This window comes from Serratia plymuthica NBRC 102599, from assembly GCF_001590925.1.
In the GTDB taxonomy this organism is placed as follows: domain Bacteria; phylum Pseudomonadota; class Gammaproteobacteria; order Enterobacterales; family Enterobacteriaceae; genus Serratia; species Serratia plymuthica.
The window spans coordinates 1-25,649 of the sequence record NZ_BCTU01000025.1 but is presented as its reverse complement, the minus strand read 5'-3'; the positions used below and the strand labels follow the sequence as shown (position 1 = coordinate 25,649).

Here is a 25,649-nt window from a genome sequence, read left to right as displayed (position 1 = left end):
TAATAATAGGCGTAACGCCAGGATCTCCATGACATCCTTTATCGATCTCGACGTGTTCGTTCGTACGGTTGACGGCGGCAGTTTTTCAGAGGCGGCACGCGCGCTGGATATCACCCCGGCGGCGGCCAGCATTGCGGTTAAAAGGCTGGAGCAGCGGCTGGGGGTACGGCTGTTGGTGCGCTCCACCCGCAGCCTGCGGTTGACGGAGGAAGGGCGGCGTTATCTTGATAGCGCCCGGCTGGCGTTAGGCGCGTTGGCGGAAGGGGAGCAGGCGATACGCGAGAAACACCAGGGGCTTTCCGGCGTGCTGCAAATTTCTGCGCCGTCGGATTTTGGCCGCAACCTGTTGTTGGGGTGGCTGGACGAATTCAAGCTACAGCACCCGCATATTCAGCTGCAATTGCTGATTAACGACCGCCAGGCCGATCTGTTTCGCGAGCCGGTAGACATTGCGCTGCGCTTTGGCCAACTGGCGGATTCTTCGCTGGTGGCGCTGCCCATTTTGCCGCAGCACCGGCGCTTAATCTGCGCCAGCCCGGCTTACCTGCAACGGTATGGCGCGCCGCAGACGCCGGCAGAACTGGCGCAACACGGCATTCTGATTTATCAGCCCAGCGGGCGCAGGCAGGCCGAATGGCGCTTGTGGCGTGGGGATGAGTGCATTGAAGTGCCGTTGAACGGCCATTATTTTACCGACGACGGCGAGGTGGCGCGGCGTTGGGCGCTGGCCGGGCACGGTATTGTCCGTAAATCGGCTATCGATGTGGTGGCGGATATTCACGCGGGGCGTTTGGTGCAGCTATTGCCGGAATGGCAAAGCGACGCGGTGCCCATCAGCCTGGTGTGTCCGCACCGTTCGCAGGTGTCGGAGCGCGTCAGGCTGTTGCAACGCTTTTTACAGCAACGTTGCCAGGGCTGGATGGAACATCACTTGGCCTGAATGCTGTCCGCCGGAGCCGTGCTGACGGTGGCATCGCTGGTGGTGGTGCTCTCTTCGAGCGGCGTGGTGGAACGGGTGTACATATTCAGCCCGGCCAGGAATACGCCACCCAACGAACCAAAGGCGGCCAGAGCGATAACGATGATAAAGGCTTTTTTCAGCATAGGAATAATTTCGCAGGTTGTTTGGAACAGCGGGAATTATAGACCCTTTGTCGGGTGAAACAAGACGCATTTTTATACCCGTGGGCTTACCAGATGCCGCATTGTTGACTGCGGCATAGGGGCGAATATCTTCGCCCCGAGTCAGGCTATTTTCTGTTTATACGGCTTGCCGGGCGGGTGAACAGGTATTTGCCCAGCGTCACCAGCACCACCGCAGCGACGATAATCACCAGCGCGGCCCATTCACGCGGTGCCAGCGTCTCGCCGGCGAAACCGATGCCGAGCAACACGGCTACCACCGGGTTAACGTAGGCATAGCTGGTCGCCACCGCCGGGCGCACGTTTTTCAGCAAAAACATGTAGGCGCTGATCGCCAGCATGGAACCGAAGACGATCAGGTAACCCAGCGCGAAGAAGCCTTTGGCGCTGGGCATCTGCGTGAGGCGTTCGCCGCTCAATTGGCTGACCGCCAGCAACACCACGCCGGCGACCAGCATTTCCGCCGCGCCGGCCATCGGCCCGGCGGGGAGTGAGATGCGTGACCCCAGCACCGATCCAAACGCCCAACTGGCGGAGGCCAGCAGGATGAGCAGCGCGCCGGTCGGGTTGCCGACCAGGTTATTGCCGGTATTCAGCAGCACGATCCCCACCAGGCCCAGCGCAATGCCCGCCCATTCCAGTTTGGTATTGCGCATGCCCCACAGCAGGCTGAAACACAGGGTAAACAGCGGTACCGTCGCCACCATCACCGCGGCAATGCCGGAAGGCACGTTCTGATGCTCCGCCACGGTTACCAGGCCGTTGCCCACCGCCAACAGCAAAATGCCGATGGTGCCGGCGGCCAGCCACTGCTTTGGCGTTGGCAGGGCATGGCCGCGCAGCGCCAGAAAACTGAACAGCACGATCCCGGCGACCAGAAAGCGGATACCGGCCATCATCAACGGCGGCCAGCTCTCTACGCCCAGACGAATCACGAAATAGGTCGACCCCCAAACAATATATAACGTGAACAGCGCCCCGATTAACGGCAGGACGTTACGGCTATTTTGGCTAAGCATGGGTTTTTATTCTGCAGGGAAGGTTATTATTAGAGGACTCAGTAAACCCGATCGGGTGGAGGATAAGCAACGCTTTTCAGCAGTTTTTTAATGGAAAAAGGGCCAGTGAAAAAGCGATATTCCACCGAATGGCAGGCAACCCGCGCGGTTACGGGGCCGGCTTGTTCAGACGCGGCCAACTTACGGCGGGCAGAAAGACGGACCAACCGACAGAAAGCAGCAACAGCATGATTTCCGGCGCGGTACCCGGCTGTATTGCACCCAACTTCCAGCCGATAATGCCTGCCAGCGGCCCGGCGATGGAACCCAGGACCGCCAGCGGCAAAGGGGCGGCTTTGATCAGATCCAGCAACCAAAACCACCAGCAGCCAAAGGCCAGCCACAGGGCAACCATCCATAACGGCAACAGGCTGTGGCCGCTGAAATGCAGCACGCCGGCGTAGTTCCACAGGCTGTCCATCAGGATACCTGTCAGGGCGGTCAACAGCGCCCATCGCCGCCGGTGCGCCGGGGTAAAGATGAGCGCCAGCACCGCGCCGGCCAGCAGTACGGCATTGACCCTATCGCGGCCCAGGACCGCCAGCAGCCAAGCGGCGTTGATCCCCAGCGTCGCCAGCCAGAATCCGGCGTGCGGTTTCATTGCAGGTTTGCCCAGTACATGGGGGAGGGCCTGCTTACAGCAGCGAGATGCGATAAGCGCAACGGCGCGCGCCGGCCAGGATATGCTCGGATCGCTCAACCTGCGCCTGCAACACCTCGGTGAAAATGCTCAGTTCAGCGCGGCAGAACCCCTGGCAGACGGTGGCGGCGGCGCAGATCGGGCAGTGATTTTCCACCAACAGAAATGTGCCGTCTTCCTGGGTGCGCCATTCGGCCATGTAGCCTTCGCGGGTACGGATGGCCGTCAGGCGCGCGACGCGCTCTTGCAAATCGGTCGCGCCGATCATCGCCTGTTTGTAGTTAATGCGCGTTTCCTGTTCACGGGTGTCGATCAGCAAGTCAATCGCCTGTTCGCCCAGTTTATCGCGCACGGTGCGCAGCAGTTGCACCGTCAATTCGGAATGGGTATCCGGAAAACGCGCATTGCCGGCGACGGTCAGGTGCCACAGCTGCACCGGGCGGCCGACGCCGCGCGTTTCCGCCACCGCTTCAACCAAGCCCTCTTTCGCCAGTTTGACGAACTGCTGGCGTGCGGCTTCACCGGTGGTGCCAAGGACTTTCCCTGCATCAGACGCCTGTTGTGGGCCGCGGGTTTTCAATAGCGTCAGCAAACGGTCACTGACCGACTGTGCGGTGTTACCGCTATTTTCCAAGTTTATTCTTGACATATTTCTCCGCCTCGCCCTACCATTATTCCAAGTTAATGCTTGTTAAATTTAACGCAATATCATCCGCAACTCAATGCCATTACTCTGAAAACAGGACGACAACCGTGATAACTAACGATGATAGTCGCTGGAGCGATCTTTTCTCCGGTAAAAATGGCGCCAGCGCGATTGCGCTCTCACTCGGCGTAGCGCTGCACGCCATCAATATTCTGGTCGCCACCACCATTTTGCCCTCGGTGGTGCAGGATATCGGCGGCCTGAATCTCTATGCCTGGAACACCACGCTGTTTGTGGTGGCGTCCATTCTCGGTTCTGCGTTATCTGCGCGGTTGCTCAGCGGCTATGGCGCACGCAGCGCCTATCTGGTGGCGTCGCTGTTCTTTATCGCCGGAGCCATGCTGTGCGCGCTGGCGCCGTCGATGCCGGTGATGCTGATCGGCCGAACGGTGCAGGGGTTTGGCGGCGGTCTGATCTTTGCGCTGTCCTACGCCATGATCAATCTGGTATTCGAGCAAAAGCTGTGGCCGCGCGCGATGGCATTGGTGTCGGCGATGTGGGGCATTGCGACGCTGGTGGGGCCGGCGGTGGGCGGGATTTTTGCCGAACTGAACGCCTGGCGCTGGGCATTCGGCATCCTGTTGCCGATCATGGTGCTGTACGCCGGTTTCACTTTCCTGATCCTGCCCAAGGGTAAACCGCAGCAACAGGCGGCGCCGTTGCCGGTGGCTCAGTTGCTGCTGTTGGCGACGGCGGTGCTGGTGGTATCTGCCGGTAGCCTGGCGGACAGCGCGTGGATCAATCTGGGCGGCATTGCTCTGGCGCTGCTGTTGATGGCCTGGCTGATACAGCGCGAAGCGCACTCTCGCGCACGGCTGTTGCCGCATGGCGCTCTGCGTCGCGGCTCCCAACTGGCCTCGCTGTATATCACCGTCTCCCTGCTGGTGGTAGGCATGACCAGCGAAATCTTCGTGCCTTACTTCCTGCAAACCCTGCATGGTCAATCGCCGCTGATCTCCGGCTACATTGCGGCCACCATGGCGGCGGGGTGGACGCTGTCGGAGATCCTCAGTTCCGGCTGGCGCAGTGCGGGCATCCGCCGGGCGATCATCAGCGGGCCGCTGTTCGTGCTGGTGGGGCTGTTGGCGCTGGGTATTTTGATGCCGACCCCTTCCGGCGGCCACTGGCTGGCGCTGACGCCGATCGTTATCGCGCTGACGCTGGTGGGATTCGGCATCGGTTTCGGCTGGCCGCATCTGTTGACGCGTATCCTGCAGGTCGCCCCTGAAGCGGATAAGGATATCGCCGGCGCATCCATCACCACGGTGCAACTGTTTGCCACCGCCTTTGGCGCGGCGCTGGCCGGGATGATCGCGAATCTGGCCGGGCTTAATGAGCCGGGCGGGGCAGTGGGGGCGGCCAATGCCGCACGCTGGCTGTTCCTGTTGTTTGCCCTGGCGCCATTGCTGGCGATGTTCAGCGCCTGGCGCTGTGCGGCAATCGCGCCGCCGGCCGACGAGACGGGCAATTTTGTACAAAACCATCCGTCCACTGAATGATAGAATAAACTTCATTCAGCGGAGGCGGATATTATGGTGGAAAGCGCAGGGCGTAACGCTCGTCGGGAGCAGGCGAGCTTCATGCACGTCGACGAACTCGGCGGGTTGGGGGTGCTGCAGGCTACCTATCGCCGACAGACTTTCTCGCGCCACAGCCACGAAGGCTTCTGCGTAGGAGTGATCGACGACGGCGCCCAGCGTTTTTACCGGACCGGCGGCGAGCACGTGGCGCCGCTGGGCAGCATCATTCTGGTCAACGCCGACGATATCCATACCGGCAGCGCCGCCAGCGAAGACGGCTGGTCTTATCAGGCGATGTATCCCACCCCGGAACTACTGGCGTTTCTCTCGCGAGATTTGAAAACCGGCGCCGGGGCAACGCCTTATTTCCCCCGTCCGGTGATTCACGATGTCGGCCTTGCCGGCCAACTGCGGCTGGCGTTCAGCCTGCTGCGCAGCGATGAAAACCGTCTGCTGAAAGAAACCATGGTGTTTTCTGCGCTCACCTGGCTGATGCTGCGGCACGGTAAAAGCCGCATCGAACCCGCGCCGCAGAGTAAGGCGCAGCGCCAGGTCACGCAGGTAAAGGCTTTTCTGGATGATTTCCCCGAGGCGGACATTTCGTTGCTGGAGCTGGCGGAACGGGTGGCGCTCAGCCCTTACTATCTGCTGCGTCAGTTTCAATTGGCCACCGGTTTGCCGCCGCATGCTTACCAAATCCAGGCCCGGCTGCGCAAGGCGCGCCAAATGCTGAAGGCCGGCCATGGCGTGCTGGACAGTGCGCTGAGCAGCGGTTTTCACGATCAAAGCCATTTCCACCGCCATTTCCGCAAATCGATGGGCATCACGCCCGGCGACTATGTTAAATCGCTGAAATAGCCGCGCAATCCTGTGCAATACCCCGGAAGCATCTTGCCCTAGGCTGTGCCTTCAAACGAAGGAGAACAGCATGACGCACTTATCAATCCTCACCGAGCCGCCGGTGTCCCGGCTGCGCCCGGCGCTGCAAGGGGCGGCGGCGATTCTGCCGCTGTGTCTGGCGGTATTGCCCTGGGGTATCCTGGCGGGGTCGATGGCCATCCAGAGTGGCCTGACGGCGGCGCAGGGGCTGGGCATGTCGGCCATTGTCTTTGCCGGCGCCTCGCAGCTGGTGGCGATGGGCATGATCAAAGGCGGAGCGGGGTTGCTGGCCATTTTGGTCTCGACCTTTTTTGTCACCGCCCAACATTTTTTGTATGGCCTGCGGCTGCGGGAAAGCGTAGCGCCGCTCCCCTTGCGCTGGCGTTTGCTGTTGGGGTTCCTGTTGACCGATGAGCTGTTTGCCCTCACCGGCAACCAGGCGCCGGCGCGCTTTAACCGCTGGTACGCGCTGGGTGCCGGGCTGACCTTTTACCTGAGCTGGATTTTTTTCACGCTGTTGGGCGTGCTGGCCGCCGGCAGCGCCGAGGATCTGGACCGTTATGGCCTGGATTTCTCCATTGCCGCCACGTTTATCGCCATCGTGGTACCGATGATCCGCAGCCTGCCGGTGCTGGCGTGCGTACTGACCGCGTTGCCGCTGTCGGTGGCGCTGCATTATTTTCAGGTGCCGGGCGCGTTGATTATCACCACCGTCGCGGCGATGGGCGCCGGCCTGCTGTGCAGCAAGGGGCGCCCATGATTTGGCTGACGATAGTACTGATGGGCCTGGTGGTGTTTTTCAACCGTTACTGTTTTCTGGCACCGGGCCTGCCGGTGCGGCTGTTGCCACGCTTCAGGCGCCTGCTCAGTTTTTCCGTGCCGGCGGTGCTGACGGCGATCTGCGGGCCGATCCTGGCTTTCAGCGGCGATACCCTGCGTGCGATGCCGGATAATCCTTATCTGTGGGGCGCGCTGTTTGCGGTGATACTGGCGTTTTTCTTGCGCAATATGTTGGCGGTGGTGCTGCTGAGCATGCTGATTTTTATCGCCCTGTGCGGCCTGTTTTAAAATCCGGTTGACGAATCCCTTATTTGAGATTATTTCTCTTATATGGGATTTATCATCAGGAGCACGAGAATGGATAACGGAATGGAAAGCGCCGATCTCCGTTTGGCGCAGCGGCTGTCTGACCTGCGTCAGCGGCAGAGTTGGTCGCTGGAGGAGTTGGCGCAGCAAACCGGCATCAGCCGGGCGACGTTGTCGCGGGTGGAACGCGCGGAAACCAGCCCGACCGCTTCGCTGTTGAACAAGCTGTGCTCGGCGTATGGGTTGACCATGTCACGCCTGCTGAGCGAGGTCGAGGATGAACCGCCGGAACTGTTGCGCCGTGAGCAGCAACCGGTGTGGGTCGACCGCGCCAGCGGCTTTCACCGCCGTTCGGTATCGCCGCCCGCCGCGCTGTTCAAGGCGGAGTTTATCGAAGGCCGGCTTGAAGCCGGGGCTGAAATTGCCTATGACGCGCCTTCGGTACATGCGCTCGAGCACCATCTTTGGCTGTTGGAAGGCCGGCTTGAACTGACGCTTGAGGACCGCACCTTCCAGCTTGAGCCGGGCGACTGTCTGCGTTACCGGCTGTTCGGCGCTTCTAAGTTTGCTGTGCCCGGCACCGTGCCGGCCCATTACACCCTTGTTATCTGCAGGCCCTAATCATGATTGAGATACAGCAATTGAACGCCGACGCGGTACAAAACGCTCTTCCCGAGCTGGCCGAGATGCTGCAAGCCAGCGTATCGCAAGGCGCGAGCATTGGTTTTGTCATGCCTTTCACCCTGGAACAGGCGCAGGCGTTCTGGCACCGTCTGCTGCCGGCGATTGAGCGTGAAGACAGGATCCTGCTGGTCGCCCGGCAAGCGGGGCGAGTGGTCGGCACGGTGCAACTGCTGCTGGACATGCCTGACAACGGCCGCCACCGCGCCGAGGTAGTGAAATTGATGGTGCATCCGCAGGCTCGCCGCCAGGGCATCGCCCGTGAGCTGATGCTGCAAATTCAGCAAAGGGCGATTCAGCATCAGCGGCATTTATTGGTGCTGGATACCCTGACCGGCGACACGGCCGAGGGCATGTATCGTCAACTGGGGTTTCAACTGGCGGGAAGCATTCCGCAGTACGCCCGAGCCAGCAACGGTAGCGCGCTGGATGCCACCAGTTATATGTACAAATTATTGTGACGCTCAGCATTGTACCCGCCGAGGCCGACAGCCCGGAGGCGCTGGCGCTGATGGCCGAGTTGTCGGCGCGGCTGGTGGAAATTACCGGTGACAGCGGTTCGGCGTCGTTCGACGTGAGCGAAATGCGGGCGGCCAACGCCTGTTTTTTACTGGCGCGCAATGCGGCAGGTGTGGCTGTAGGCTGCGGCGCCTTCCGTTGGCTGGCGCCGGGGATTGCCGAGGTGAAGCGCATGTACATGCGTGAGGCCGGTGCCGGCACGGGCGGCCGTTTGCTTCGAGAGCTTGAACGGCAGGCGCGGCAACGGGGTTATCGGCAATTGTGGCTGGAGACTCGTCGGGTTAACCAGCGTGCCGTGAGGTTTTATCTGGCACAGGGTTATCAGCTGCGTGAAAATTATGGCCGTTATCGCGGCAATCCGCTGGCAGTGTGTTTCGAAAAAACATTGTGACTATGCCGCAGGCGCAACGTCCCTGCGGCAATGCCACAAACGCGATTACTGCCCGTTCCAGGCCTTGATGGCCCGTTGGCGGATTTGCAGCTTTTGCTCCGGAGTCAGCTTGTTGTAATCGCGGGCCATACCGCTTTCCCAGTCGCCGTACAGCGGGTTAGGCAGCACGATAAACTCGGTGCCGAACTTGCTTTGATTATCGCTGACGAAGGCCCGACGTTGCGCATTATCCTGGTGATAGGTTGCCGCGCCGAAGTCGTTCAGGTTGTCGCCGGCGTACACCACGATGTCATAACCTGCCTGTTTGATGGCGTCAAAGCGCGCCTGCTTGTTGGACGTGTCGCTGCTGAGCAGCACGGTTTTTTCCGACATGCCGGTAAAGCCCAGTTTCTGCATATTGGCGACCGTAGCGGCGTATTCGGACACTTTGCGGTTGGAGACGTAGAACATCGTGCCCTGGTGGCTGTTGACGTAACGGGCAAACTGCACCGCGCCCGGCACGGCCCCCGCCTGTTCGGCCTGTGACCATTTCGCCCAGGTGGCGGCGGCGAACGGCTTGCCTTGCTGCGCCTGCCAGCCGGAATACGGGCTATTGTCCAGCAGGGTTTCGTCCAGATCGACCACCACGGCCTTCTTCTTGCCCGGCGCGGCCTTGGCCTGATCGAAGGCGCGTTTTCCGCTGTTGAACGCCTGGTGCGCCAACGCCTGATATTCACCGGACTGTTGGAACCAGTTCAGCGCCAGCACCGACTGGTCCGCCAGCCGCTGCTGGGCCTGCAGATCGGTTTTCGGCGGCTGTGCGCAGCCGGTCAGCGTCAATAGCGCAATGCCGATCGCCGCGCCAAGGGTCATTTTCTGCATGTTTTCTCCTGCCCTGCATAGAGGGATAACTTTCGGGTTGTTATTGTGCGGTATTCAACGTCATCGCCATCTCGAACTGGCGTAACGCGTCTTGCCGCCAGCCGAGCCGGTCAAAGAAGGGCGCAGCCACGTCGGGAACGTAAACGTTGGCCGCCAGCGGTAGAGGCGAAAAGTGTGCCTGCAATGCAGCCAGCAGCGACCGGGCATGCCCTTTGCCGCGGTGCTGCGGCGGCACGTAGATCATGCGCAGGAAACACTTCTCGGCCCCGGCCTGCACCACCGCATAGGCCTGGCGGTCAAGGGTGAAGGCGTGCGGTTGGCCGGGCAACTTGTAAAGCGATTCCGGCGCGATCAGCCAGGGTTGGTCGGTGGCGCCTTCGGCCGTCAGGCGGTGCGAGACGGTCAATGGATCAATCTCTTGCAGCATCGCTACGCCGGCGGTTGTCGGCTCATCGGCCTGGTGGCCGGTCAGAGTGCGGACGATGCGCAGGCCAGCCTGATGGTAAAGCGCCAGTGCGGCGTCATTGCCTTCGATCACTTCCAGCGACAGCTGACGATCGCCACGCTTATGCGCGTCGGCGACGATACGCTGCATCAGCGCTTTTCCCAGCCCTTTGCCACGCATTTCCGGGCGGATGGACAGCGCCGCTACCCGGCTGTGCAGGCCACGGCGGCTTATCAGCGCCAGCGCCACCGGCTGTTGTTGATGGGTAACGATAAGGCTGTCGTTCAGGCTGAGGTCTTCGGCGCCAAAGCGGCTGGCGAAGGTGGCGCCATCAATGACAAAACGCACAATGTAGTTTTCAAAACAGTGGCAGAGGATCTGCGCCAATTGGTCGCTGCTGTAGCGCAAGGCGCTTTGATACTCGAACCGTCCATCGTTGAGCATGGCTTATTCCTGTGGGAAAGGGAGGCGATACCGTCATCTTTCAGGCTGCAACCTTGTGGTCTGCAACGTGAAAGCCGTAGGGTATTACATCTAGACCCGATTGTTTTACAAGGCAAGTTTCTGCGTGCGGTTACGGGATGCAGAGTGGGAATCGGGCAGGGGCCTGGGGGCAGAAAGCACAAATGAAAAAAACCGGGCGCAGCCGCCCGGCGAAATAAATCTTTTCAAGTAGCCGAAGCTAAAGATTGCAGTGGTGGTTATTCGTCACATCAGAACTGGTAAGTCAGGGCGACGGCGACAACGTCGTCGGTTTTCAGGCCCAGCTTATTGTTGTCGTCGAGTTGGTTGATTTTATAATCGATATAGGTCGACATGTTCTTGTTGAAATAATAGTAAGCGCCAACGTCAAAATATTTCACCAGGTCGGCATCGCCGACGCCTTCGATATTTTTCCCTTTAGACTGAACATAACCCAGCGATGGGCGCAGGCCGAAGTCGAACAGATATTGCGCAACCAATTCCACGCCTTCCGCCTTGTTGGCGAAGCCGCTAACGGAGGTGGAGTTGTTATTGATGGTTGCGGTGCCGGAAATAGGCACGATGTTATGGCTCTGCGAATAGGTCGCGGCCAGGTAAACACTGTTGTTGTCGTATTTCAGACCGCCGGCCCAGATATCGGCTTTATCGCCTTTACCGAAGGTGCCTGCTTTTTGGTCTGCGGTACGGTTGGAAGAGGCATAGGCACCGCCCAGGCTCAGACCGTCGATGATTTCGTAGCTGGAAGACAGGCCCCAACCGTCGCCGTTCGCCTTGCTGCCGGCGCGGCCATCGTTTTCGTTTTTGCCCTGGTACTGTACTGCGAATTTCAGGCCGTCGACCAGGCCGAAGAAATCGTTGTTACGGTAGGTTGCCACGCCGTTGGCGCGACCGTTCATGAAGTTGTCGGTTTTGACGTAAGCGTCATCGCCGAACTCAGGCAGCATATCGGTCCAGGCGCCCACGTCATAAATAACGCCGTAGTTGCGGCCGTAGTCGAATGAGCCGAGATCTTTGTATTTCAGACCGGCGAAGCCCAGACGGGTCTTGGTGTCTTTCGCACTGTCGGATTCGGCATGGTTAGCCGAAATCTGATATTCCCACTGGCCGTAGCCGGTCAGCATATCGTTAATTTGAGTCGCGCCTTTAAAACCGATACGCACGTAGGTTTTATCGCCATCATTGCCGGTATCGTCAGAGAAATAGTGCAGTGCTTTTACGCGGCCGTAAAAATCGAGCTTGTTGCCGTCTTTATTGTAGATTTCTGCTGCCTGTGCTGTCTGCGCAATTAAAAGTGCCGGAATAATAACGGCCAGAAGATTACGTTTCATGATTTACCCTGCTTTATTCGATTGAAAGACGCTTATCATTAGTTGCATTGCTGTTTTGCTTCGCTGCCCAAATGTTTGCAGCGAGGATTTTTTACCTCAGTTATGTGATCTATTTATGACAAAATATTCATTTCCATATCGAACGATTAAAAAAGTTGCATAAAGAGTGAATTTCTTCAACGGACAGGTGTCTGCGGCCAATTTACCGCTAACAATCTCTCTCCAGGTTTCCGGAAGAATCATGCGCGAGATTTATGCACCGCGCAGTTCCGAGCGCTGTTCAATGATCCAACTGTTCTGATTTTGTGGATTAAGACTGTCAAAAATCCCGATTTTCACCTGTCATGGCGGCGAGTAGCTTAAGGCTATCCGTTAAACAGCAGGAGAACATGATGCAACCTTCCCAACAGGCCGGCCAACAGGCGTTCGGCGATATAGCCCCCAAGCTGGCGCAGCTCAGCGACAGCGTATTATTCGACGACGTGTGGCAGCGGCCGGAGCTTGGCCCGCGCGAACGTAGCCTGATTACCGTCGCCGCGCTGGTGGCGCTGAACCGCGTAGAGCAACTGCCGTTTCACTTGCAACTGGCGCAACGCAACGGCGTGAGCCGCGAGCAACTTGCCGAATTGATCACCCATCTGGCGTTCTATGCCGGCTGGCCGGCGGCGGCTAGCGCCGTGGCGCGCCTGCGTGAATTGGAACAGGAGTAACGTTATGCCTTTCAGCCGCATTGCCTTGCATCAGGGAAAATCAGCGGAATATCTGCAAACCCTGTCTGACAGCCTGCATCAGGCGCTGGTCGACACCTTCAACGTGCCGCCGGCCGACAAATTTCAGGCCATCGATCAATACCGCCCCGGCGAGTTGATATACGACCGCGATTACCTTGGCGGGCCGCGTTCGGCGGATTATGTGCTGTTTTACATCACCATCGGCCGCCCGCGTGATACCGCCACCAAACAGCGTTTTTATCAACGGCTGGCGGCGCTGCTGGAGGAGAACCTGCAACTGCGTCCGGAAGATGTGATGATCGTCATCACCACCACTCAACTGGATGAGTGGTCGTTCAGTGCGGGCCGTGCCTCAATGATTGAAACCCAGCCATAACTCGGGCTGACTCGGCCGGCGGTCTGTGGGACAATAGCGCCATCATTTCGTTTAGATATAGAGTTGAATGGCGCTCTCCCCCGCAGTAAAAGATCAGATTGGCCAGTGGTACAAAGCCCTGCAGCAACAAATACCGGATTTTATTTCCCGTGCACCGCAACGGCAGATGATCGCCGAAGTCGCCAAGACGCTGGCCGGCGATTACCCGCGCCACCTGGCGATTGAGGCGCCGACCGGCGTCGGTAAAACGCTGTCGTATTTGATCCCAGGGATCGCCGTCGGCCGTGCGGAGAGCAAACCGCTGGTGGTCAGCACCGCCAACGTGGCGTTGCAGGATCAGATCTACAGCAAAGACTTGCCGCTGCTGAAAAAGATCATCCCCGATCTGAAATTCACCGGTGCCTTTGGCCGTGGGCGCTACGTGTGCCCGCGCAATTTGGCGGCGCTGAGCACTGACGTCAGCGAGCAGGGTGACCTTACGCTGTTTCTCGATGACGAACTGGCGCCGTCCAGCGGCGAAGAGCAGGCGCTGTGCCAAAAGTTGACCAAGGCGCTCAACCGCCATGAGTGGGATGGGCTGCGCGACCATTATCAGCTGTCGATCGACGATCCGCTGTGGGGCAAACTGAGCACCGACAAAGCCAACTGCCTGGGGCGCAACTGCCATTACATCCGCGAATGCCCGTTTTATATCGCCCGCAAAGAGATTGAAACCGCCGACGTGGTGGTGGCCAACCATGCGTTGGTGATGGCGGCGCTGGAAACCGAATCGGTGCTGCCGAACCCGAAAGAGCTGTTGCTGGTGCTGGACGAAGGCCATCATTTACCCGAGGTGGCGCGCGACGCGCTGGAGATTGACGGCGAAATCACCGCACTGTCGACCAACCTGCAATTGGATATGATCGTGCGCCACGTCGAACAGTGCATGACGCAATACCGGCCGAAAAACCCGCCGGGGCTGGCAAATGACGAGCGGCTGAAAAATCACTGCGAAGAGTTGCGTGAGCTGATCCAGATCTTCGAACATCAGGTCAGCGCCTATCTGCCCACCGACAGCGTCATCGCCGAACACCGGTTTGAAATGGGCGAGCTGCCGGCGGAGATGGTGGAGACCAGTGCAAGGTTGTTTAAGCTGACCGACGCCTTGCGTGGGGTGGCGGAGTTCATCTTGAACGATCTCACCGAACAGACCGGCAAGCACGATATCGTGCGCCTGCACCGTTCGATCATTCAGATGAGCCGCACGCTGGGCTATCTGGAGGCGATGAGCAAACTGTGGCGGCTGGCGGCGCTGGACAAATCCTCCAACGCGCCGATCTCTAAATGGGTCACGCGTGACCTGCGCGATAACGTGACGCACCTGTATCTGCACTGCGTCGGCATTCGCGTCAGCGATCAGCTGGAAAAGCTGCTGTGGCGCAAAGTGCCGCACGTGGTGATCACCTCGGCGACGCTGCGTTCGCTAAACAGCTTTGCGCGCCTGCAGGAAATGAGCGGGCTGAGCGAAAAGGCCGGTGACCGCTTCGAAACCCTGTCCTCGCCGTTCAATCACGTTGAACAGGGCAAAATTGTCATTCCGAACATGCGCTTTGAACCGGCGATGGCCAACGAAGCCGAGCACCTGGAAGAAATGGCGCGTTTCTTCCGCGCCGAGCAGGCCGGCGGTAAACACAAGGGCATGCTGATCCTGTTCAGCAGCCACCGGGCGATGCAAACCTTCCTCAGCTACGTTACCGATCTGCGCCTGATGCTGCTGGTGCAGGGGGATCAGCCGCGCTACCGGCTGGTTGAAGAACACCGTAAACGGGTTGAAAAGGGCACGGCCAGCGTGTTGATTGGCCTGCAGTCGTTTGCCGAAGGGCTGGATCTGAAAGGTGAACTGCTGACCCAGGTGCATATCCACAAAATCGCGTTCCCGCCGATCGACAGCCCGGTGATCCTCACCGAGGGCGAGTGGCTAAAGTCGCTCAAACGTTATCCGTTTGAAGTGCAGAGCCTGCCCAGCGCGTCGTTCAACCTGATCCAACAGGTTGGCCGGTTGATTCGCAGCAATGAGTGCCACGGCGAGATCGTGATTTACGATCGCCGTCTGCTGACCAAAAGCTACGGGTCGCGGCTGCTGGCGGCGTTGCCGGTGTTTCCGATTGAGCAGCGCGAGGTGCCGGAAGCGGACAAGGCCCACAAGGCTGCGCTCAAGTCTGCCGCTGAAGCGGAGAAAAAAGACAAAAAGCGCAAGAACCCCTTTACCCGCCGACGCACGCGTTAATCACAGCAGCGGCGGCAAGCGGCGCTTCACCGGCGTGGTTTTGACGATCGAGGTGTTGCTTTGCGCCCGCTCGGCCAGCCGGTCGAGGATCTGGTCGAGCTGCTCCATCGAATGCGCCACCAGGCGCACGATAAAACAGTCCTCGCCGGTCACCTTGTCGCACTCGATCACTTCGGGGATCTCCTGAATCATCTGCTCGACCTTCTTCAGCATGCCCGGCAGCGGCTTGATGCGCACCAGCGACTGAAAAGCGTAACCCAACGCCTGTAGATTGACGTTCAGGGTGTAGCCCTGGATCACGCCGCTTTCCTCCAGCCGCCGCAGCCGCTCTGAGGTGCTGGGCGACGACAGCCCAGCCCTGGCGCTCAGGGTTTTCAGCGACGCTCGCGCGTCCTCCGCCAGAATGGTCAGGATCTGGCGATCGATATCATCCATAAGCTCTCCATTAGGTATTTTGTTTATTATGCCTGCGATAAAAAGGCAGTTAAGCATATTGGCCTTTTTTATGCGATGGAAACCTGTGTGGAAAAACCTCAAGCTAAGGGCATAGGCTTAACCTTGAGGAAATAACCATGAATGCAGAGATAAAGCGCGGTTCGCTGGAGATGATCGCCGCAATGCTGATTTCCGGCACCATTGGCTGGTTCGTACTGATGTCCGGCCAGCCGGTGATCAATGTGGTGTTCTGGCGCTGTGCAGTGGGTGCGCTGGTGTTGCTGGCTATCTGCGGAGCGCTGGGCCAATTGCGGCGCGATTGCCTCACGCGCGTGACTTTGTTGCTGGCGGTAGCCGGCGGCGTGGCGCTGGTGATCAACTGGTTGCTGCTGTTTGCCGCCTACTCTTATGCTTCTATATCCATTGCTACCGCGGTGTACAACACCCAGCCGTTTATGTTGGTCGCGTTGGGCGCGCTGTTTCTCGGTGAGAAACTCACCGCCCGCAAGCTGCTGTGGCTGGCGTTGGCGTTTGTCGGCATGATGCTGGTGGTGCTGTCTCAGCCCAAACAGGCCGGCGAGCAGAGCAACTACCTGATGGGCATTTTGTTGTCGCTCGGAGCGGCATTTTTCTATGCGCTGATGGCGTTAGCGGCCAAACGGCTGAAAGGCACTCCGCCGCATCTGATTGCACTGATTCAGGTGACTGTCGGCGTGGTGATGCTGTTGCCGCTGGTGGATTTCCACGCGCCGGCGACGGCCGGGCAATGGGGCATGCTGGCCACGCTTGGCGTGCTGCATACCGGGTTGATGTATGTGCTACTGTACGGCGCGATCCAAAAACTGCCGACTAACCTCATCGGATCGCTGTCGTTTATTTATCCGATCGCCGCCATGCTGGTGGACCGGCTGGCGTTCGGTCATCGGCTGGTCGCGCTGCAGTTTGCCGGCGCCGCCATTATCCTGTTGGCGGCTGCGGGCATGAACCTGCTGGGAGAACGCAAGGTGAAATTAACGGCTACGCCAGGCGGCAAGCAGGCATCCGAACAGTGACAACGTCAGTAGTAACAACATCACCGCCCGGTAGCCGTAGGCCGGGTAAATCAACGCAGCCAGTGCCAGACCTACCGCGCCGCCCAGGTTGTGCAGCGTCCAGGTGATGCCCAGCGCGCCGCCGCTTTGCGCTTCGTTGACGCTGCCGAGCGTCGCCATCACCAGCGGGCCGAGAATGCAACCCCAACCCAGCCCCATCAGAGCGAAGGCGCTGAGGAGCAGCGGCAACGGGCTGGCGGCGGTAAACAGACTTTGCAGCGCGGCGGAGGCGGCCAGCGCCGCAAAGCCGAGGATCAACGCCGGCCGTGGGCCGGATTTATCCACCCATCGACCTACCCAGGGCGAGATGAACGCCATCACGGCCGTGGTGGGCAACAGCAATAAACCCAGCATTACGCCCCCGTAGTGGCGGGTGCTTTCCAGATAGATCGGCATCAGGAAAAAAGCGGCGCAGTAGAAGAAGGCCAGCAGCGCGCTCAGCAGGCAGACGCGCAGTAAGGCTGGGCTTCGCAGCAATTCCAGCGGCACCAACGGTGAATGCGCCCGGCGCTCGACCGGCAACAACAGGCCCAGCGCGGCCACCGCCAACGCGGTTGTCAGCAGGGTCTTGGCATTCAGCCAACCCCACTGGCCGCCCTGGCTGATGGCCAGCAACAACCCGGCGACGCCGACGATCAACAACAACAGACCGGGAATATCCAGCCGTGCGCCTTGCTGTGCGCGAGACTCCCGCACCGTTCCCAGACAGAACGCGAAACTCAGCGCGATCAACGGCACGTTCAACAGAAACACCCAGCGCCAGCCCAGCGAGCCGACCAACAGGCCACCGGCAACCGGGCCGATCGCCAGGCCCAGTCCGTTCACCGCCAGTAAAATACCGATGGCACGACCGCGCTGCTGCGGCGGCCAGGCATCGGCGACGATCGAGGTGGTCGCGGTGTACAACACGGCGCAGGCCGCACCCTGCACGAAGCGCCAGACATTGAGCAGCTCAATGCTGCCCGCCAGCCCGGCGCCCAGCGATGCGCCGGCGAACACCAACATCCCGCTGTACAGCACCCGACGGCGCCCGTACAAATCTGCCAGCCGCCCTGCGCTGACCATAAAGGCGCACAGCGCCATCACGAACAGCGCCATTACCCACTGCACGCGGCCCAGGCTGGCCGCCAGCTCGCGCTGAATGGCCGGGATTGTGGTATTGACGATAGTGAAATCGATACAGCCCAAAAAGCTGGCGATGCTGATGCCGATCAGCAATCGCCACAGACGGGGTGTGCCGGCTTCGGTCAGGACTTCGCTGCGTTCGCTCATGGGTTTTCCTCGGCTGAAAATAATGTGTTCAGTTTACTCAGCGCAGAGAGTAGCCAGTGGCGGCGTTTCATCGTTTAATAAGCGAATTAATATCGCCAATAGGGCAGCGCTCATGATCTCCAGCGAACGATTACATGCGATCCGCGCCTTTGTGCAGGCCGTTCAGGCCGGCGGTTTTAGTCGCGCGGCGGAACAGCTCGGGCTTTCTCGTTCAACCGTGGGTAAAGCGGTGGCGCGGTTGGAGCAGCGGTTGCAGGTGCGATTGTTTCAACGCACCACGCGCAGTTTGTCGCTGACTGACGAAGGGCAGCTGTTTTATGACGATTGCCTTAAAGCGCTGGCGGCGCTGGAAGCGGCGGAAAGCCAACTGGCAGCCCGAGCCCGCACGCCGGAAGGACGGTTGCGGGTATCGCTGCCGGTGCTGTTTGGTCAAAAATGGGTGTTGCCGCCGCTGTTGGCGCTGACGGACCGCTACCCGCAGTTGCATCTCGAAGCGCTGTTTTCCAATCGGGCGTCAGATCTGGCGGAAGAGGGCATCGATCTGGCCGTGCGAATCGGTTCGCCCGGCGATGCGGTGGCCATCACCGCACGCCAGTTGGGGGAGCAGAAGCAGATACTTTGCGCCGCACCGGCCTATCTGGCGCGGCAGGGCGAGCCTGGCGCGGTAGCTGAGCTGTTGCAGCATCAGGCGATCGGCATGCTGCGTGACGGGCATAGCCAGCCCTGGCAATTGCTGGACCCGCAGGGGAAAACTCAGCGGCTGCAACCGCCGGCCCGCCTGCGATTGGGGAATATGGAGGCGGTGCTGAGTGCCGCCTGCGCCGGGCACGGCATTGCCATGTTGCCGCGCTGGCTGGCGCACGACGCGCTGACGGCGGGAACGCTGCGGGAAATCCTGCCAGGCAGCTGTGGGCCGGGGCTGGCGATTAACGTCGTCTGGCTGAAGGGGACCGCGATGCCGCTACGGGTGAGGGTGGCGATCGACGCTCTGTTGGCGGCCTTCCTGCCCAAGGCTCCGTGGCAATGATTTGGCGCTGGTAAAAGCCGATGGCGTGGCTATGATAAAGCTTCGCTCCCGTCACGTTCCACTCAGGTGATTTATGGTTGATGCTTCCACGCTTTTATTGTTTTCCGGCGCCTGTTTGGCGTTAACGCTAACTCCAGGCCCGGATATGCTGCTAATCGCTTCGCGCAGCGTCAGCCAGGGGCGCCGCGCCGGTTTCGCGTCACTGGCGGGGATCCAGCTCGGCACATACTGCCACGCCTTGGCGGCGGCGTTGGGCCTGTCGCAGCTGTTTGTCGCGGTGCCGCTGGCCTATGATGCGGTGAGACTGTTGGGTGCGGCTTATTTGCTGTATCTGGCGTGGAAAACGCTGCGATCGGGCAGCAGTTTACAGGCATCTTCCGGATTAGCGGCTGTGCCGACAGCGCGAATTTTCCGCCAGGGGCTGTTCACCAACCTGCTCAATCCGAAAATGGCGCTGTTCGTTCTGGCGCTGTTCCCGCAGTTTCTCGATCCGCATGCCGGTTCAGTGGTGGTGCAGATGCTGCTGCTGGCGACGGTACTGAATCTGGTGGGCCTGCTGATTAACGGCGGGGTGATCCTGGCGGTCAGCGGCATGAAAAGCCGTTTTGTCGGCCGCCGCTTCAGCGCGCGTTGGCCGAACTATCTGCTCAGCGGCGTGTTCGCCGGGTTGGCCTGCAAGCTGATTTTTGACAGCCGTAAATAGCCTCACGCCTGCAACAACGCCTCAAACGCTGCGCTGGCCGGGCATTGCGCCAGCGCGCTGTACATCACCAGCCGCAAATGATTTTCCTCATCGACGATAAACGACGCGTGCTCAAAGGTCACCTGACCGGCCCCCGGCACGTTAAAGGTGCGTTGCCCCTGACAACGGCCGTGAATGTCATGCTGCTGCCACAGCTGGCGGAACTGCGGCGATACCTGCTCCAGCGCCTGTATCCGTTGCTGCATGGTGGCGTCATCGGGCGCGCGGGCATAGTCGCGGCGAAAGCTGGCGAGGATTTGCGGCGCCTGCGCCTGCCACTCCACCAGCCGTTGGTTGAGCTGCGGATCGGCGAACAGCATCCACAGCATGTTGCGCTGCTCCGCCGGACGCTCGCCGATGGCGAACAGCCTTTCCGCCGCCGGATTCCAGGCGATGATGTCCCAACTCAGGTTCATCACGTAAGCCGGGCGCAACTGCAGGTCGTCCAGCAGGCGGCGCACCAGCGGTGAAACCTGGCACCACTGATGGCCGACCGGTACCGGCGGGCGCTGATGCGCCAGCAAAAACAGATGGTATCGTGCGGTCGCATCCAGCTTTAGCACCCGCGCCAGATTTTCCAGAAAATCCACCGAAGCGTTGATTTCCCGCCCTTGTTCCAGCCAGGTGTACCAGGTGAGGCCCACGCCCGCCAACGCCGCAACCTCTTCGCGCCGCAGCCCCGGCGTACGGCGTCGGTTACCGCTCGGCAAGCCGACAGCCTGCGGCGACAGTTTCTCGCGCTTCTGACGCAGAAAGTCCGCCAGATCCTGACGGGTTCGATTGAGGGTACGTGGCGGCATACGGCTGTCCTGTTGTTTTCAGTAATAGTATAAATGGCTATATAGTAACAGTTTAAGACATGTTCCATACTGCCGCCATCCTAATCTCGGAGGTGTTATGGAACAGTCATTATCTTGCGGCGATCGGGGCTTGCCTGGGTTGCCGGTGTTGTTGTTGGGTGGATTCGTGACGGTGTTTGACCTGTTTGTCGTGAACGTGGCGGCGCCGGTTGTCCAGCAGCAGTTCGCCGCCGATTTTGCCGGCGTGGGGCTGATTATCGCCGGCTATGAACTGGCTTTCGGCGTGTTGTTGATAGCCGGCGGGCGTTTGGGCGATCGCTTTGGCCGTCGCCGGATGTTCAGCCTGGGCATGCTGGGCTTTACCCTGACTTCGGCGCTGTGCGGCATGGCTACGTCGCTCGGCATGCTGATCGCGGCGCGTTTTCTGCAAGGGGCGGCGGCGGCGCTGCTGTTCCCGCAGATTTATGCGCTGCTGCGCGTGTTGTACGGCCCGCAACAGCGGCGGCGCGCCTTTGCCTGGCTGGGCATGACGCTGGGGCTGGCGGCGATTTTCGGTCAGATCCTCGGCGGGTTCATTATTGAGGCCGATATTTTCGGCAGCGGTTGGCGCATGATTTTCCTGATCAACCTGCCGATTGGCGCGCTGGCTTTGCTGGCGGCGCGGCGCATTCCCGAATCGCGCCTCGAGCAGGCGCAGCGGCTGGATGGCGTCGGCCTGCTGCTGGCTGCAGCGGGCTTGTTGTTGCTGTTAGTGCCCTTGCTGGAAGGGCCGTCGCGCGGCTGGCCCTGGTGGGTGTGGCCCGCGCTGGCAATGGCGGTGCTGGTACTCTGGGTTTTTGTGCGCTGGGAGCGCCGATTGGCGCTGCATACCGGAGATGCAGTGCTCGATCCTGCGCTGTTCCGGCAGGGAAGCTTTGGCCTTGGGGTCGCGGTGGTACTGGCGATTTACTCTACCGCCTCCTCGTTCTTCCTGTGTTTTGCGCTGCTGTTGCAGGCGGGGATTGGCCTGACACCGTTTCAGGCGGGCAGCCTGTTCGCGCCCGCCAGTGCGGCCTTTATGCTAGCCTCGTTTCTGGCGCCAAGGCTGGCGCAACGTTGGGGTAACGGCGTCTTGCCCGGCGGTGTGGCGGTCTACGCCGCCGGGATGGCGTGGCTGGTGGCGCAGGTGCTGTGGGGCACGGCGTTGGTGAATCCGCTCCGGCTGCTGCCGGGGTTGGTGATCCTGGGGTTTGGACAGGCATTGAGCATGACGCCGCTGCTTAATCTGGTGCTCGGGCTGGTAAAGGAACAGCAGGCGGGCATGGCTGCCGGGGTGATTTCCACCGTGCAGCAGGTGGGCGGCGCACTGGGCATCGCCGCCAGCGGCGCATTTTTTGTCCCGCTGTTGGCTGCGGGCGGCGGAGCGGATCGTTATGGGCAGGCATTTGCCGGCGCCATGATCTACAACCTGTCGGCGATGGGGGTGGCCTTTGTGCTGCTGAGGTGGATCATCCAACAACAGCCTAAACTGGCTCTTTAGCAAACCGCCGGTGGGTGTTATTGCTGGTGGCTTCTACCCGACGTCAAAGGAGCCAAACGCATGTATCAACCTGCCTCATTCCGTGAAGATGACCTGGAAGCCCAAATTGCGCTGGTGCGCGCCAACCCGCTGGGCATGTTGATCAGCCAGGGTGAGCAAGGGCTGGTGGCGGATCCGCTGCCGTTTTTGATTGATGCCGACGAGCAGGGAAACCTCTGCTTGCGGGCGCACCTGTCGCGCGCCAATCGCCACTGGCAAGGGTTACAGGCGGTGCGGGAATGCCTGGTGGTGTTTCAGGGCGTTGATGGCTATATCTCGCCGGGCTGGTACGAAACCAAACGCCAGACCGGCAAGGCGGTACCGACCTGGAATTACAGCCTGGTGCAGCTATATGGCGTACCGACGGTAACCGAAGATGCGGGTTGGTTGCGCCGGCAACTGGCAGGGTTAACGGCGTTGCAGGAAGGGCGGCAGCCTGAACCCTGGGGGATTGACGATGCCCCGGCGCATTATATCGCCGCGCAGATCAAGGGCATTGTCGGTATCGAAATCGCCGTGACCCGGCGCGAGGGCAAATGGAAGATGAGCCAGAACCGTAGCCCTGATGACGTCGACGGCGTGATCGCCGGACTGCGCGCGGGTAATGCCGACCAGCAGCGGTTGGCGGATGAGGTTGAGCGGCGGCGTGGATAGGGTATGCTAATCCCAGACTGAATCAGGGGACGTACAGGCGATGGATTACACCAAAATTATCAAAGAAATAGGCCGTGGGAAGAACCACGCGCGCGATCTGGACCGGGAAACCGCCTTCCAGCTTTATCAAAAGATGCTGGCCGACGAGGTGGGTGAACTGGCGTTGGGCGGCATTCTGATCGCCATGCGCATTAAAGGGGAAGCCGAGGAGGAAATGCTGGGCTTTTACCAGGCGATGCAACAGCAGGTGATGCGCCTGCAGGCGCCGCAGGGGCGGCCGATGCCGGTGGTGTTGCCCAGTTACAACGGCGCGCGCAAACAGGCTAATCTGACGCCGCTGCTGGCGTTGTTGCTGGCGCGAGTCGGCCTGCCGGTGGTGGTACACGGCGTGCTGGATGACAGCACCCGCGTTACCAGCGCGGAAACCTTCCGTGCGCTGGGCCTGCCCTGGTCGCAAGATGCCGCGCATGCTCAGCAACGTCTGGACAACGGCGAAACGGTATTTATCCCGGTCAATGCGTTATCCGCCCCGCTGGACAGGCAGCTTGGCCTGCGCTGGCGCATGGGGGTGCGTAACAGCGCCCATACGCTGGCCAAACTGGCGACGCCCTTCGCCGAGCAGGATGTGCTGCGGATCGCCAGCGTGTCGCACCCGGAATATGTCGGCCGCGTGGCATCCTTCTTTCGCCAGATTGGCGCCCGCGGGCTGCTGATGCACGGTACCGAAGGGGAAGCCTACGCCAACCCGCAGCGCTGCCCGCAAATCCATTACATCGTCGACGGTGAGCAGCAGGTGCTGCTGGAGCGGCCGGCACAGGACGAGACGCCAGAGCTGCCGGCGGCGAAGGATGCCGAAACCACCGCGCGCTGGACCGAACGCTGCCTGGCGGGGGAGGTGGCCATTCCGCTGGCGATCCAGCGCCAGATTGCCTGCTGTCTGCTGGCTGCCGGTGAAGTTGACAGCCTGGAGCAAGGGTTGGCGCGTTTACGCAGCGCGTAAATCCCTTGGCTATACTGGAACATCACGCATATTGGCCGAAAGGATGGTTATGCAACAGGCTCTCGATTACTTCAATCAATTGAATCAGGACTACCTCGACGTTCACCGCACCAAAGAAGATCTGTTCTGGCAGAACTATATGGGCACGGGCGGTGATGCGGTTTCGGCGCGCTTCTCGGCGGCGGAAAGTGCCTACAAGCGCTTTATCGGTGAACCGCGTCGGCTGGCTGAAATTCGCCGGCTGCTGGCCGGGCTGGAGCTCCTGCCGCAGGATGCGCAGCGTGATGCGCTGCAACACGGGCTGAACGGTTGGCTGCGTTTCTTTGACTGCAACGCGATTGAAGATGCGCAGGCGCAAACGTTGCTGGATCAGATCATCAGCGCCGAAGCGGACCTTTATACCCGGCGCAAGGCCAACCCGGTCAGCCACCTGAATGCCGCAGGGCAACGGGTCAATGCTTCGCTCGGCGAGCTGTTGACCAATCAGGCCACCAATGAAAACGAAGACTGCCGCCGCAGCTCGCAAGACGCGCTGCGCGAGCTGGAACAGTGGTTGTTGCACAACGGCCTGCCGGAGCTGATTAGTCTGCGCAACCGCTTTGCGCGCCAGATGGGGTTTCGCAACTATTTCGACTATAAGGTGAACAAAACCGAGCGCATGGCGCCGGAACAGCTGTTCGCCATCCTCGATCGTTTCGAGCTGCAGACCCGGGAGGCCAATGCACGCAGCTTGCAACAGCTGGCGGCGGAGAAGGGCGCGCAGGCGCTGGAACCCTGGAACCTGCGTTATGCCAGCGCCGGTGACGTGACCCGCCAACTGGATCCCTATTTCCCGTTTGCTCAGTCGCTGGAACGTTGGATCAACAGTTTCAAACGGCTGCACATCGGTTTTCGCGGCGCGCAGATGGATCTCGATCTGCTGGTGCGCCCAGGCAAGTATGAAAACGGCTTTATGCACGGGCCGGTGCCGCCGTTTATCCAGCAGGGCAAATGGCTGCCGGCGCGGATTAACTTTACCAGCCTGGCGCAGCCGGATCAGGTAGGCAGCGGCGCTCATGGCCTGAACACCCTGTTCCACGAGGGCGGCCACGCCGCGCACTTCGCCAATATTTGTCAGAACGCGCCCTGTTTCTCGCAGGAGTTTCCGCCGACGTCAATGGCCTATGCCGAAACCCAGTCGATGTTTTGCGACAGCCTGCTGGACGACGCCGATTGGCTGAAACGTTATGCGAAGAACGCCGCCGGCGAACCGGTGCCGGATGCGCTGATTGAGGCCAGTATCGCTGCGCGCCAACCGATGCGGGCCTTCAACGAGCGTCATATCTTGCTGGTGCCTTACTTTGAATGGGCGCTGTACCAGTGGGAGGATGAACAACGCACGCCTGAGGCGATTACCGCGTTGGCGCGCGAGGTAGAAAGCAAGATATTGGGTATCAGCGGCAGCCCGCGCCCGACGCTGGCGATCCCGCATCTGTTGTCATTGGAGTCGGCCTGTTCCTATCAGGGCTATCTGCTGGCGTTGATGGCGGTCGAGCAGACGCGCCAATTTTTCCTGCAACGCGACGGTTATCTGACAGACAACCCGGCGATTGGCCCGGATCTGGCGCGCCACTACTGGTTACCGGGCAACGGCGTCAGCCACGACGATACGCTGCGCAGCCTGACCGGCGAAGGTTTTAACCCGGATTACCTGGCGCAGGCCTGTAACCAGACGGTAGCGCAGGCATGGCAGGAGGCGCGGCAGACCATTGCCGATGCTGCCGCCCGGCCGCAGCCGGCGGCGGATTTCGACCTGGCGGCGCATATCCGGGTGGTGGATGGCGATAAGGTGCTGGCGGATAACGCCGGGGGCGACGAGCAGATGTGCCGTGATTTCGCTGCGGCGATTAACGCTCGCCTGGGCTGACAACCCATTGAAAAAAGCCCGCCGATAGCGCGTATCGGCGGGGTTTTTTTT

The 25,649-nt window shown here is 60.3% G+C and carries 28 protein-coding genes; 18 read left to right on the top strand and 10 right to left on the bottom strand.

Features of this window, described 5'->3' with window-relative positions; genetic code table 11:
• The first annotated feature begins 28 nt into the window (after positions 1-28).
• The gene (locus SPL01S_RS17250) at positions 29-940 is read left to right on the top strand and encodes a LysR family transcriptional regulator (protein ID WP_062870126.1); all 912 of its coding nucleotides are present in this window, start codon (positions 29-31) and stop codon (positions 938-940) included.
• Here SPL01S_RS17250 and SPL01S_RS25500 read toward each other — a convergent pair.
• The 4 genes from SPL01S_RS25500 to SPL01S_RS17235 all read right to left on the bottom strand — a co-directional run bounded on the left by SPL01S_RS25500 (position 928) and on the right by SPL01S_RS17235 (position 3,490).
• Positions 928-1,104 carry a hypothetical protein gene (locus SPL01S_RS25500; RefSeq protein ID WP_169800863.1) on the bottom strand — a complete coding sequence of 59 codons (177 nt, stop codon included), beginning with the start codon at positions 1,102-1,104 and terminating at the stop codon, positions 928-930. The two genes, SPL01S_RS17250 and SPL01S_RS25500, sit on opposite strands and share 13 nt — an antisense overlap.
• Positions 1,105-1,250: 146 nt before the next feature.
• Positions 1,251-2,162, bottom strand: a complete 912-nt coding sequence (gene yedA, locus SPL01S_RS17245) for a drug/metabolite exporter YedA (RefSeq protein ID WP_063201544.1) — start codon at positions 2,160-2,162, stop codon at positions 1,251-1,253.
• A 148-nt stretch (positions 2,163-2,310) separates the two neighbouring features.
• Entirely contained in the window at positions 2,311-2,802 is a 492-nt protein-coding gene (locus SPL01S_RS17240) for a DUF2878 domain-containing protein (protein WP_062870130.1), read from the bottom strand.
• 34 nt (positions 2,803-2,836) lie between these two features.
• Positions 2,837-3,490: a helix-turn-helix transcriptional regulator gene (locus SPL01S_RS17235; protein WP_062870132.1), complete on the bottom strand. Its 654-nt coding sequence runs from the start codon at positions 3,488-3,490 to the stop codon at positions 2,837-2,839.
• A 104-nt stretch (positions 3,491-3,594) separates the two neighbouring features.
• Between SPL01S_RS17235 and SPL01S_RS17230 the strand changes: the two genes are divergently transcribed.
• The 7 genes from SPL01S_RS17230 to SPL01S_RS17200 all read left to right on the top strand — a co-directional run bounded on the left by SPL01S_RS17230 (position 3,595) and on the right by SPL01S_RS17200 (position 8,623).
• A complete protein-coding gene (locus tag SPL01S_RS17230) occupies positions 3,595-5,046 on the top strand; it encodes an MFS transporter (protein WP_006324311.1) in 1,452 nt (483 codons plus the stop codon).
• A 33-nt stretch (positions 5,047-5,079) separates the two neighbouring features.
• Complete coding sequence (locus SPL01S_RS17225) at positions 5,080-5,925, top strand: AraC family transcriptional regulator (protein ID WP_062870134.1); 846 nt, start codon at positions 5,080-5,082, stop codon at positions 5,923-5,925.
• Positions 5,926-5,995: 70 nt separating this feature from the next.
• Complete coding sequence (locus SPL01S_RS17220; RefSeq protein WP_063201540.1) at positions 5,996-6,706, top strand: AzlC family ABC transporter permease; 711 nt, start codon at positions 5,996-5,998, stop codon at positions 6,704-6,706.
• Positions 6,703-7,014, top strand: coding sequence for an AzlD domain-containing protein (locus SPL01S_RS17215; protein WP_063201537.1), 312 nt, complete (start codon positions 6,703-6,705; stop codon positions 7,012-7,014). Before SPL01S_RS17220 ends, SPL01S_RS17215 begins: the two co-directional genes overlap by 4 nt.
• Before the next feature lie 69 nt (positions 7,015-7,083).
• Positions 7,084-7,653 (top strand): helix-turn-helix domain-containing protein, encoded by a 570-nt coding sequence (locus SPL01S_RS17210; protein ID WP_062870141.1) that lies wholly within the window; start codon positions 7,084-7,086, stop codon positions 7,651-7,653.
• Positions 7,654-7,655: 2 nt separating this feature from the next.
• On the top strand, positions 7,656-8,174 hold the full coding sequence (locus tag SPL01S_RS17205; protein ID WP_063201534.1) for a GNAT family N-acetyltransferase: 519 nt from the start codon (positions 7,656-7,658) through the stop codon (positions 8,172-8,174).
• A gap of 50 nt (positions 8,175-8,224) precedes the next feature.
• A complete protein-coding gene (locus SPL01S_RS17200; protein ID WP_063201832.1) occupies positions 8,225-8,623 on the top strand; it encodes a GNAT family N-acetyltransferase in 399 nt (132 codons plus the stop codon).
• A 45-nt stretch (positions 8,624-8,668) separates the two neighbouring features.
• On the opposite strand, the gene SPL01S_RS17195 is transcribed toward SPL01S_RS17200, so the two are convergent.
• From SPL01S_RS17195 to ompC, 3 genes are all read right to left on the bottom strand, one after another.
• Positions 8,669-9,484: a 5'-nucleotidase, lipoprotein e(P4) family gene (locus SPL01S_RS17195; protein WP_063201531.1), complete on the bottom strand. Its 816-nt coding sequence runs from the start codon at positions 9,482-9,484 to the stop codon at positions 8,669-8,671.
• A gap of 40 nt (positions 9,485-9,524) precedes the next feature.
• Entirely contained in the window at positions 9,525-10,373 is an 849-nt protein-coding gene (locus tag SPL01S_RS17190) for a GNAT family N-acetyltransferase (protein ID WP_063201528.1), read from the bottom strand.
• A 269-nt stretch (positions 10,374-10,642) separates the two neighbouring features.
• A complete protein-coding gene (gene ompC, locus SPL01S_RS17185; protein ID WP_063201525.1) occupies positions 10,643-11,740 on the bottom strand; it encodes a porin OmpC in 1,098 nt (365 codons plus the stop codon).
• A 392-nt stretch (positions 11,741-12,132) separates the two neighbouring features.
• Between ompC and SPL01S_RS17180 the strand changes: the two genes are divergently transcribed.
• From SPL01S_RS17180 to dinG, 3 genes are all read left to right on the top strand, one after another.
• Positions 12,133-12,450, top strand: a complete 318-nt coding sequence (locus tag SPL01S_RS17180; RefSeq protein WP_004942194.1) for a carboxymuconolactone decarboxylase family protein — start codon at positions 12,133-12,135, stop codon at positions 12,448-12,450.
• Positions 12,451-12,454: 4 nt separating this feature from the next.
• Positions 12,455-12,847 carry a tautomerase family protein gene (locus SPL01S_RS17175; RefSeq protein WP_004942196.1) on the top strand — a complete coding sequence of 131 codons (393 nt, stop codon included), beginning with the start codon at positions 12,455-12,457 and terminating at the stop codon, positions 12,845-12,847.
• Positions 12,848-12,914: 67 nt separating this feature from the next.
• The gene (gene dinG, locus SPL01S_RS17170) at positions 12,915-15,113 is read left to right on the top strand and encodes an ATP-dependent DNA helicase DinG (RefSeq protein WP_006324320.1); all 2,199 of its coding nucleotides are present in this window, start codon (positions 12,915-12,917) and stop codon (positions 15,111-15,113) included.
• Here dinG and SPL01S_RS17165 read toward each other — a convergent pair whose 3' ends face one another.
• Positions 15,114-15,548 (bottom strand): Lrp/AsnC family transcriptional regulator, encoded by a 435-nt coding sequence (locus SPL01S_RS17165; RefSeq protein WP_004942199.1) that lies wholly within the window; start codon positions 15,546-15,548, stop codon positions 15,114-15,116. It abuts the gene before it with no gap.
• Positions 15,549-15,685: 137 nt separating this feature from the next.
• Here SPL01S_RS17165 and SPL01S_RS17160 point away from each other — a divergent pair, with 137 nt between their 5' ends.
• Positions 15,686-16,600 carry a DMT family transporter gene (locus SPL01S_RS17160; RefSeq protein ID WP_063201522.1) on the top strand — a complete coding sequence of 305 codons (915 nt, stop codon included), beginning with the start codon at positions 15,686-15,688 and terminating at the stop codon, positions 16,598-16,600.
• Here the strand turns inward: SPL01S_RS17160 and SPL01S_RS17155 are convergent.
• Positions 16,559-17,911: a DHA2 family efflux MFS transporter permease subunit gene (locus SPL01S_RS17155; protein WP_063201519.1), complete on the bottom strand. Its 1,353-nt coding sequence runs from the start codon at positions 17,909-17,911 to the stop codon at positions 16,559-16,561. The two genes, SPL01S_RS17160 and SPL01S_RS17155, sit on opposite strands and share 42 nt — an antisense overlap.
• A 112-nt stretch (positions 17,912-18,023) precedes the next feature.
• Here SPL01S_RS17155 and SPL01S_RS17150 point away from each other — a divergent pair, with 112 nt between their 5' ends.
• Both SPL01S_RS17150 and SPL01S_RS17145 read left to right on the top strand, forming a co-directional pair.
• Positions 18,024-18,938: a LysR family transcriptional regulator gene (locus tag SPL01S_RS17150; protein WP_063201516.1), complete on the top strand. Its 915-nt coding sequence runs from the start codon at positions 18,024-18,026 to the stop codon at positions 18,936-18,938.
• A gap of 73 nt (positions 18,939-19,011) precedes the next feature.
• Positions 19,012-19,641 carry a LysE family translocator gene (locus SPL01S_RS17145; RefSeq protein WP_004942207.1) on the top strand — a complete coding sequence of 210 codons (630 nt, stop codon included), beginning with the start codon at positions 19,012-19,014 and terminating at the stop codon, positions 19,639-19,641.
• Between the two features lie 2 nt (positions 19,642-19,643).
• Here the strand turns inward: SPL01S_RS17145 and SPL01S_RS17140 are convergent, their stop codons facing one another.
• Entirely contained in the window at positions 19,644-20,480 is an 837-nt protein-coding gene (locus SPL01S_RS17140; RefSeq protein ID WP_063201512.1) for a helix-turn-helix transcriptional regulator, read from the bottom strand.
• Between the two features lie 97 nt (positions 20,481-20,577).
• On the opposite strand from SPL01S_RS17140, the gene SPL01S_RS17135 reads away from it, so the two are divergent.
• From SPL01S_RS17135 to SPL01S_RS17120, 4 genes are read left to right on the top strand one after another with little or no spacing between them, the layout of a single operon-like run.
• Positions 20,578-21,999 carry an MFS transporter gene (locus SPL01S_RS17135; RefSeq protein ID WP_063201509.1) on the top strand — a complete coding sequence of 474 codons (1,422 nt, stop codon included), beginning with the start codon at positions 20,578-20,580 and terminating at the stop codon, positions 21,997-21,999.
• 60 nt (positions 22,000-22,059) lie between these two features.
• Complete coding sequence (locus tag SPL01S_RS17130) at positions 22,060-22,692, top strand: FMN-binding negative transcriptional regulator (RefSeq protein ID WP_063201506.1); 633 nt, start codon at positions 22,060-22,062, stop codon at positions 22,690-22,692.
• 40 nt (positions 22,693-22,732) lie between these two features.
• Complete coding sequence (gene ybiB, locus SPL01S_RS17125; RefSeq protein ID WP_063201502.1) at positions 22,733-23,692, top strand: DNA-binding protein YbiB; 960 nt, start codon at positions 22,733-22,735, stop codon at positions 23,690-23,692.
• Positions 23,693-23,741: 49 nt separating this feature from the next.
• A complete protein-coding gene (locus SPL01S_RS17120) occupies positions 23,742-25,598 on the top strand; it encodes a M3 family metallopeptidase (protein ID WP_063201498.1) in 1,857 nt (618 codons plus the stop codon).
• The last annotated feature ends 51 nt before the right edge of the window (positions 25,599-25,649 follow it).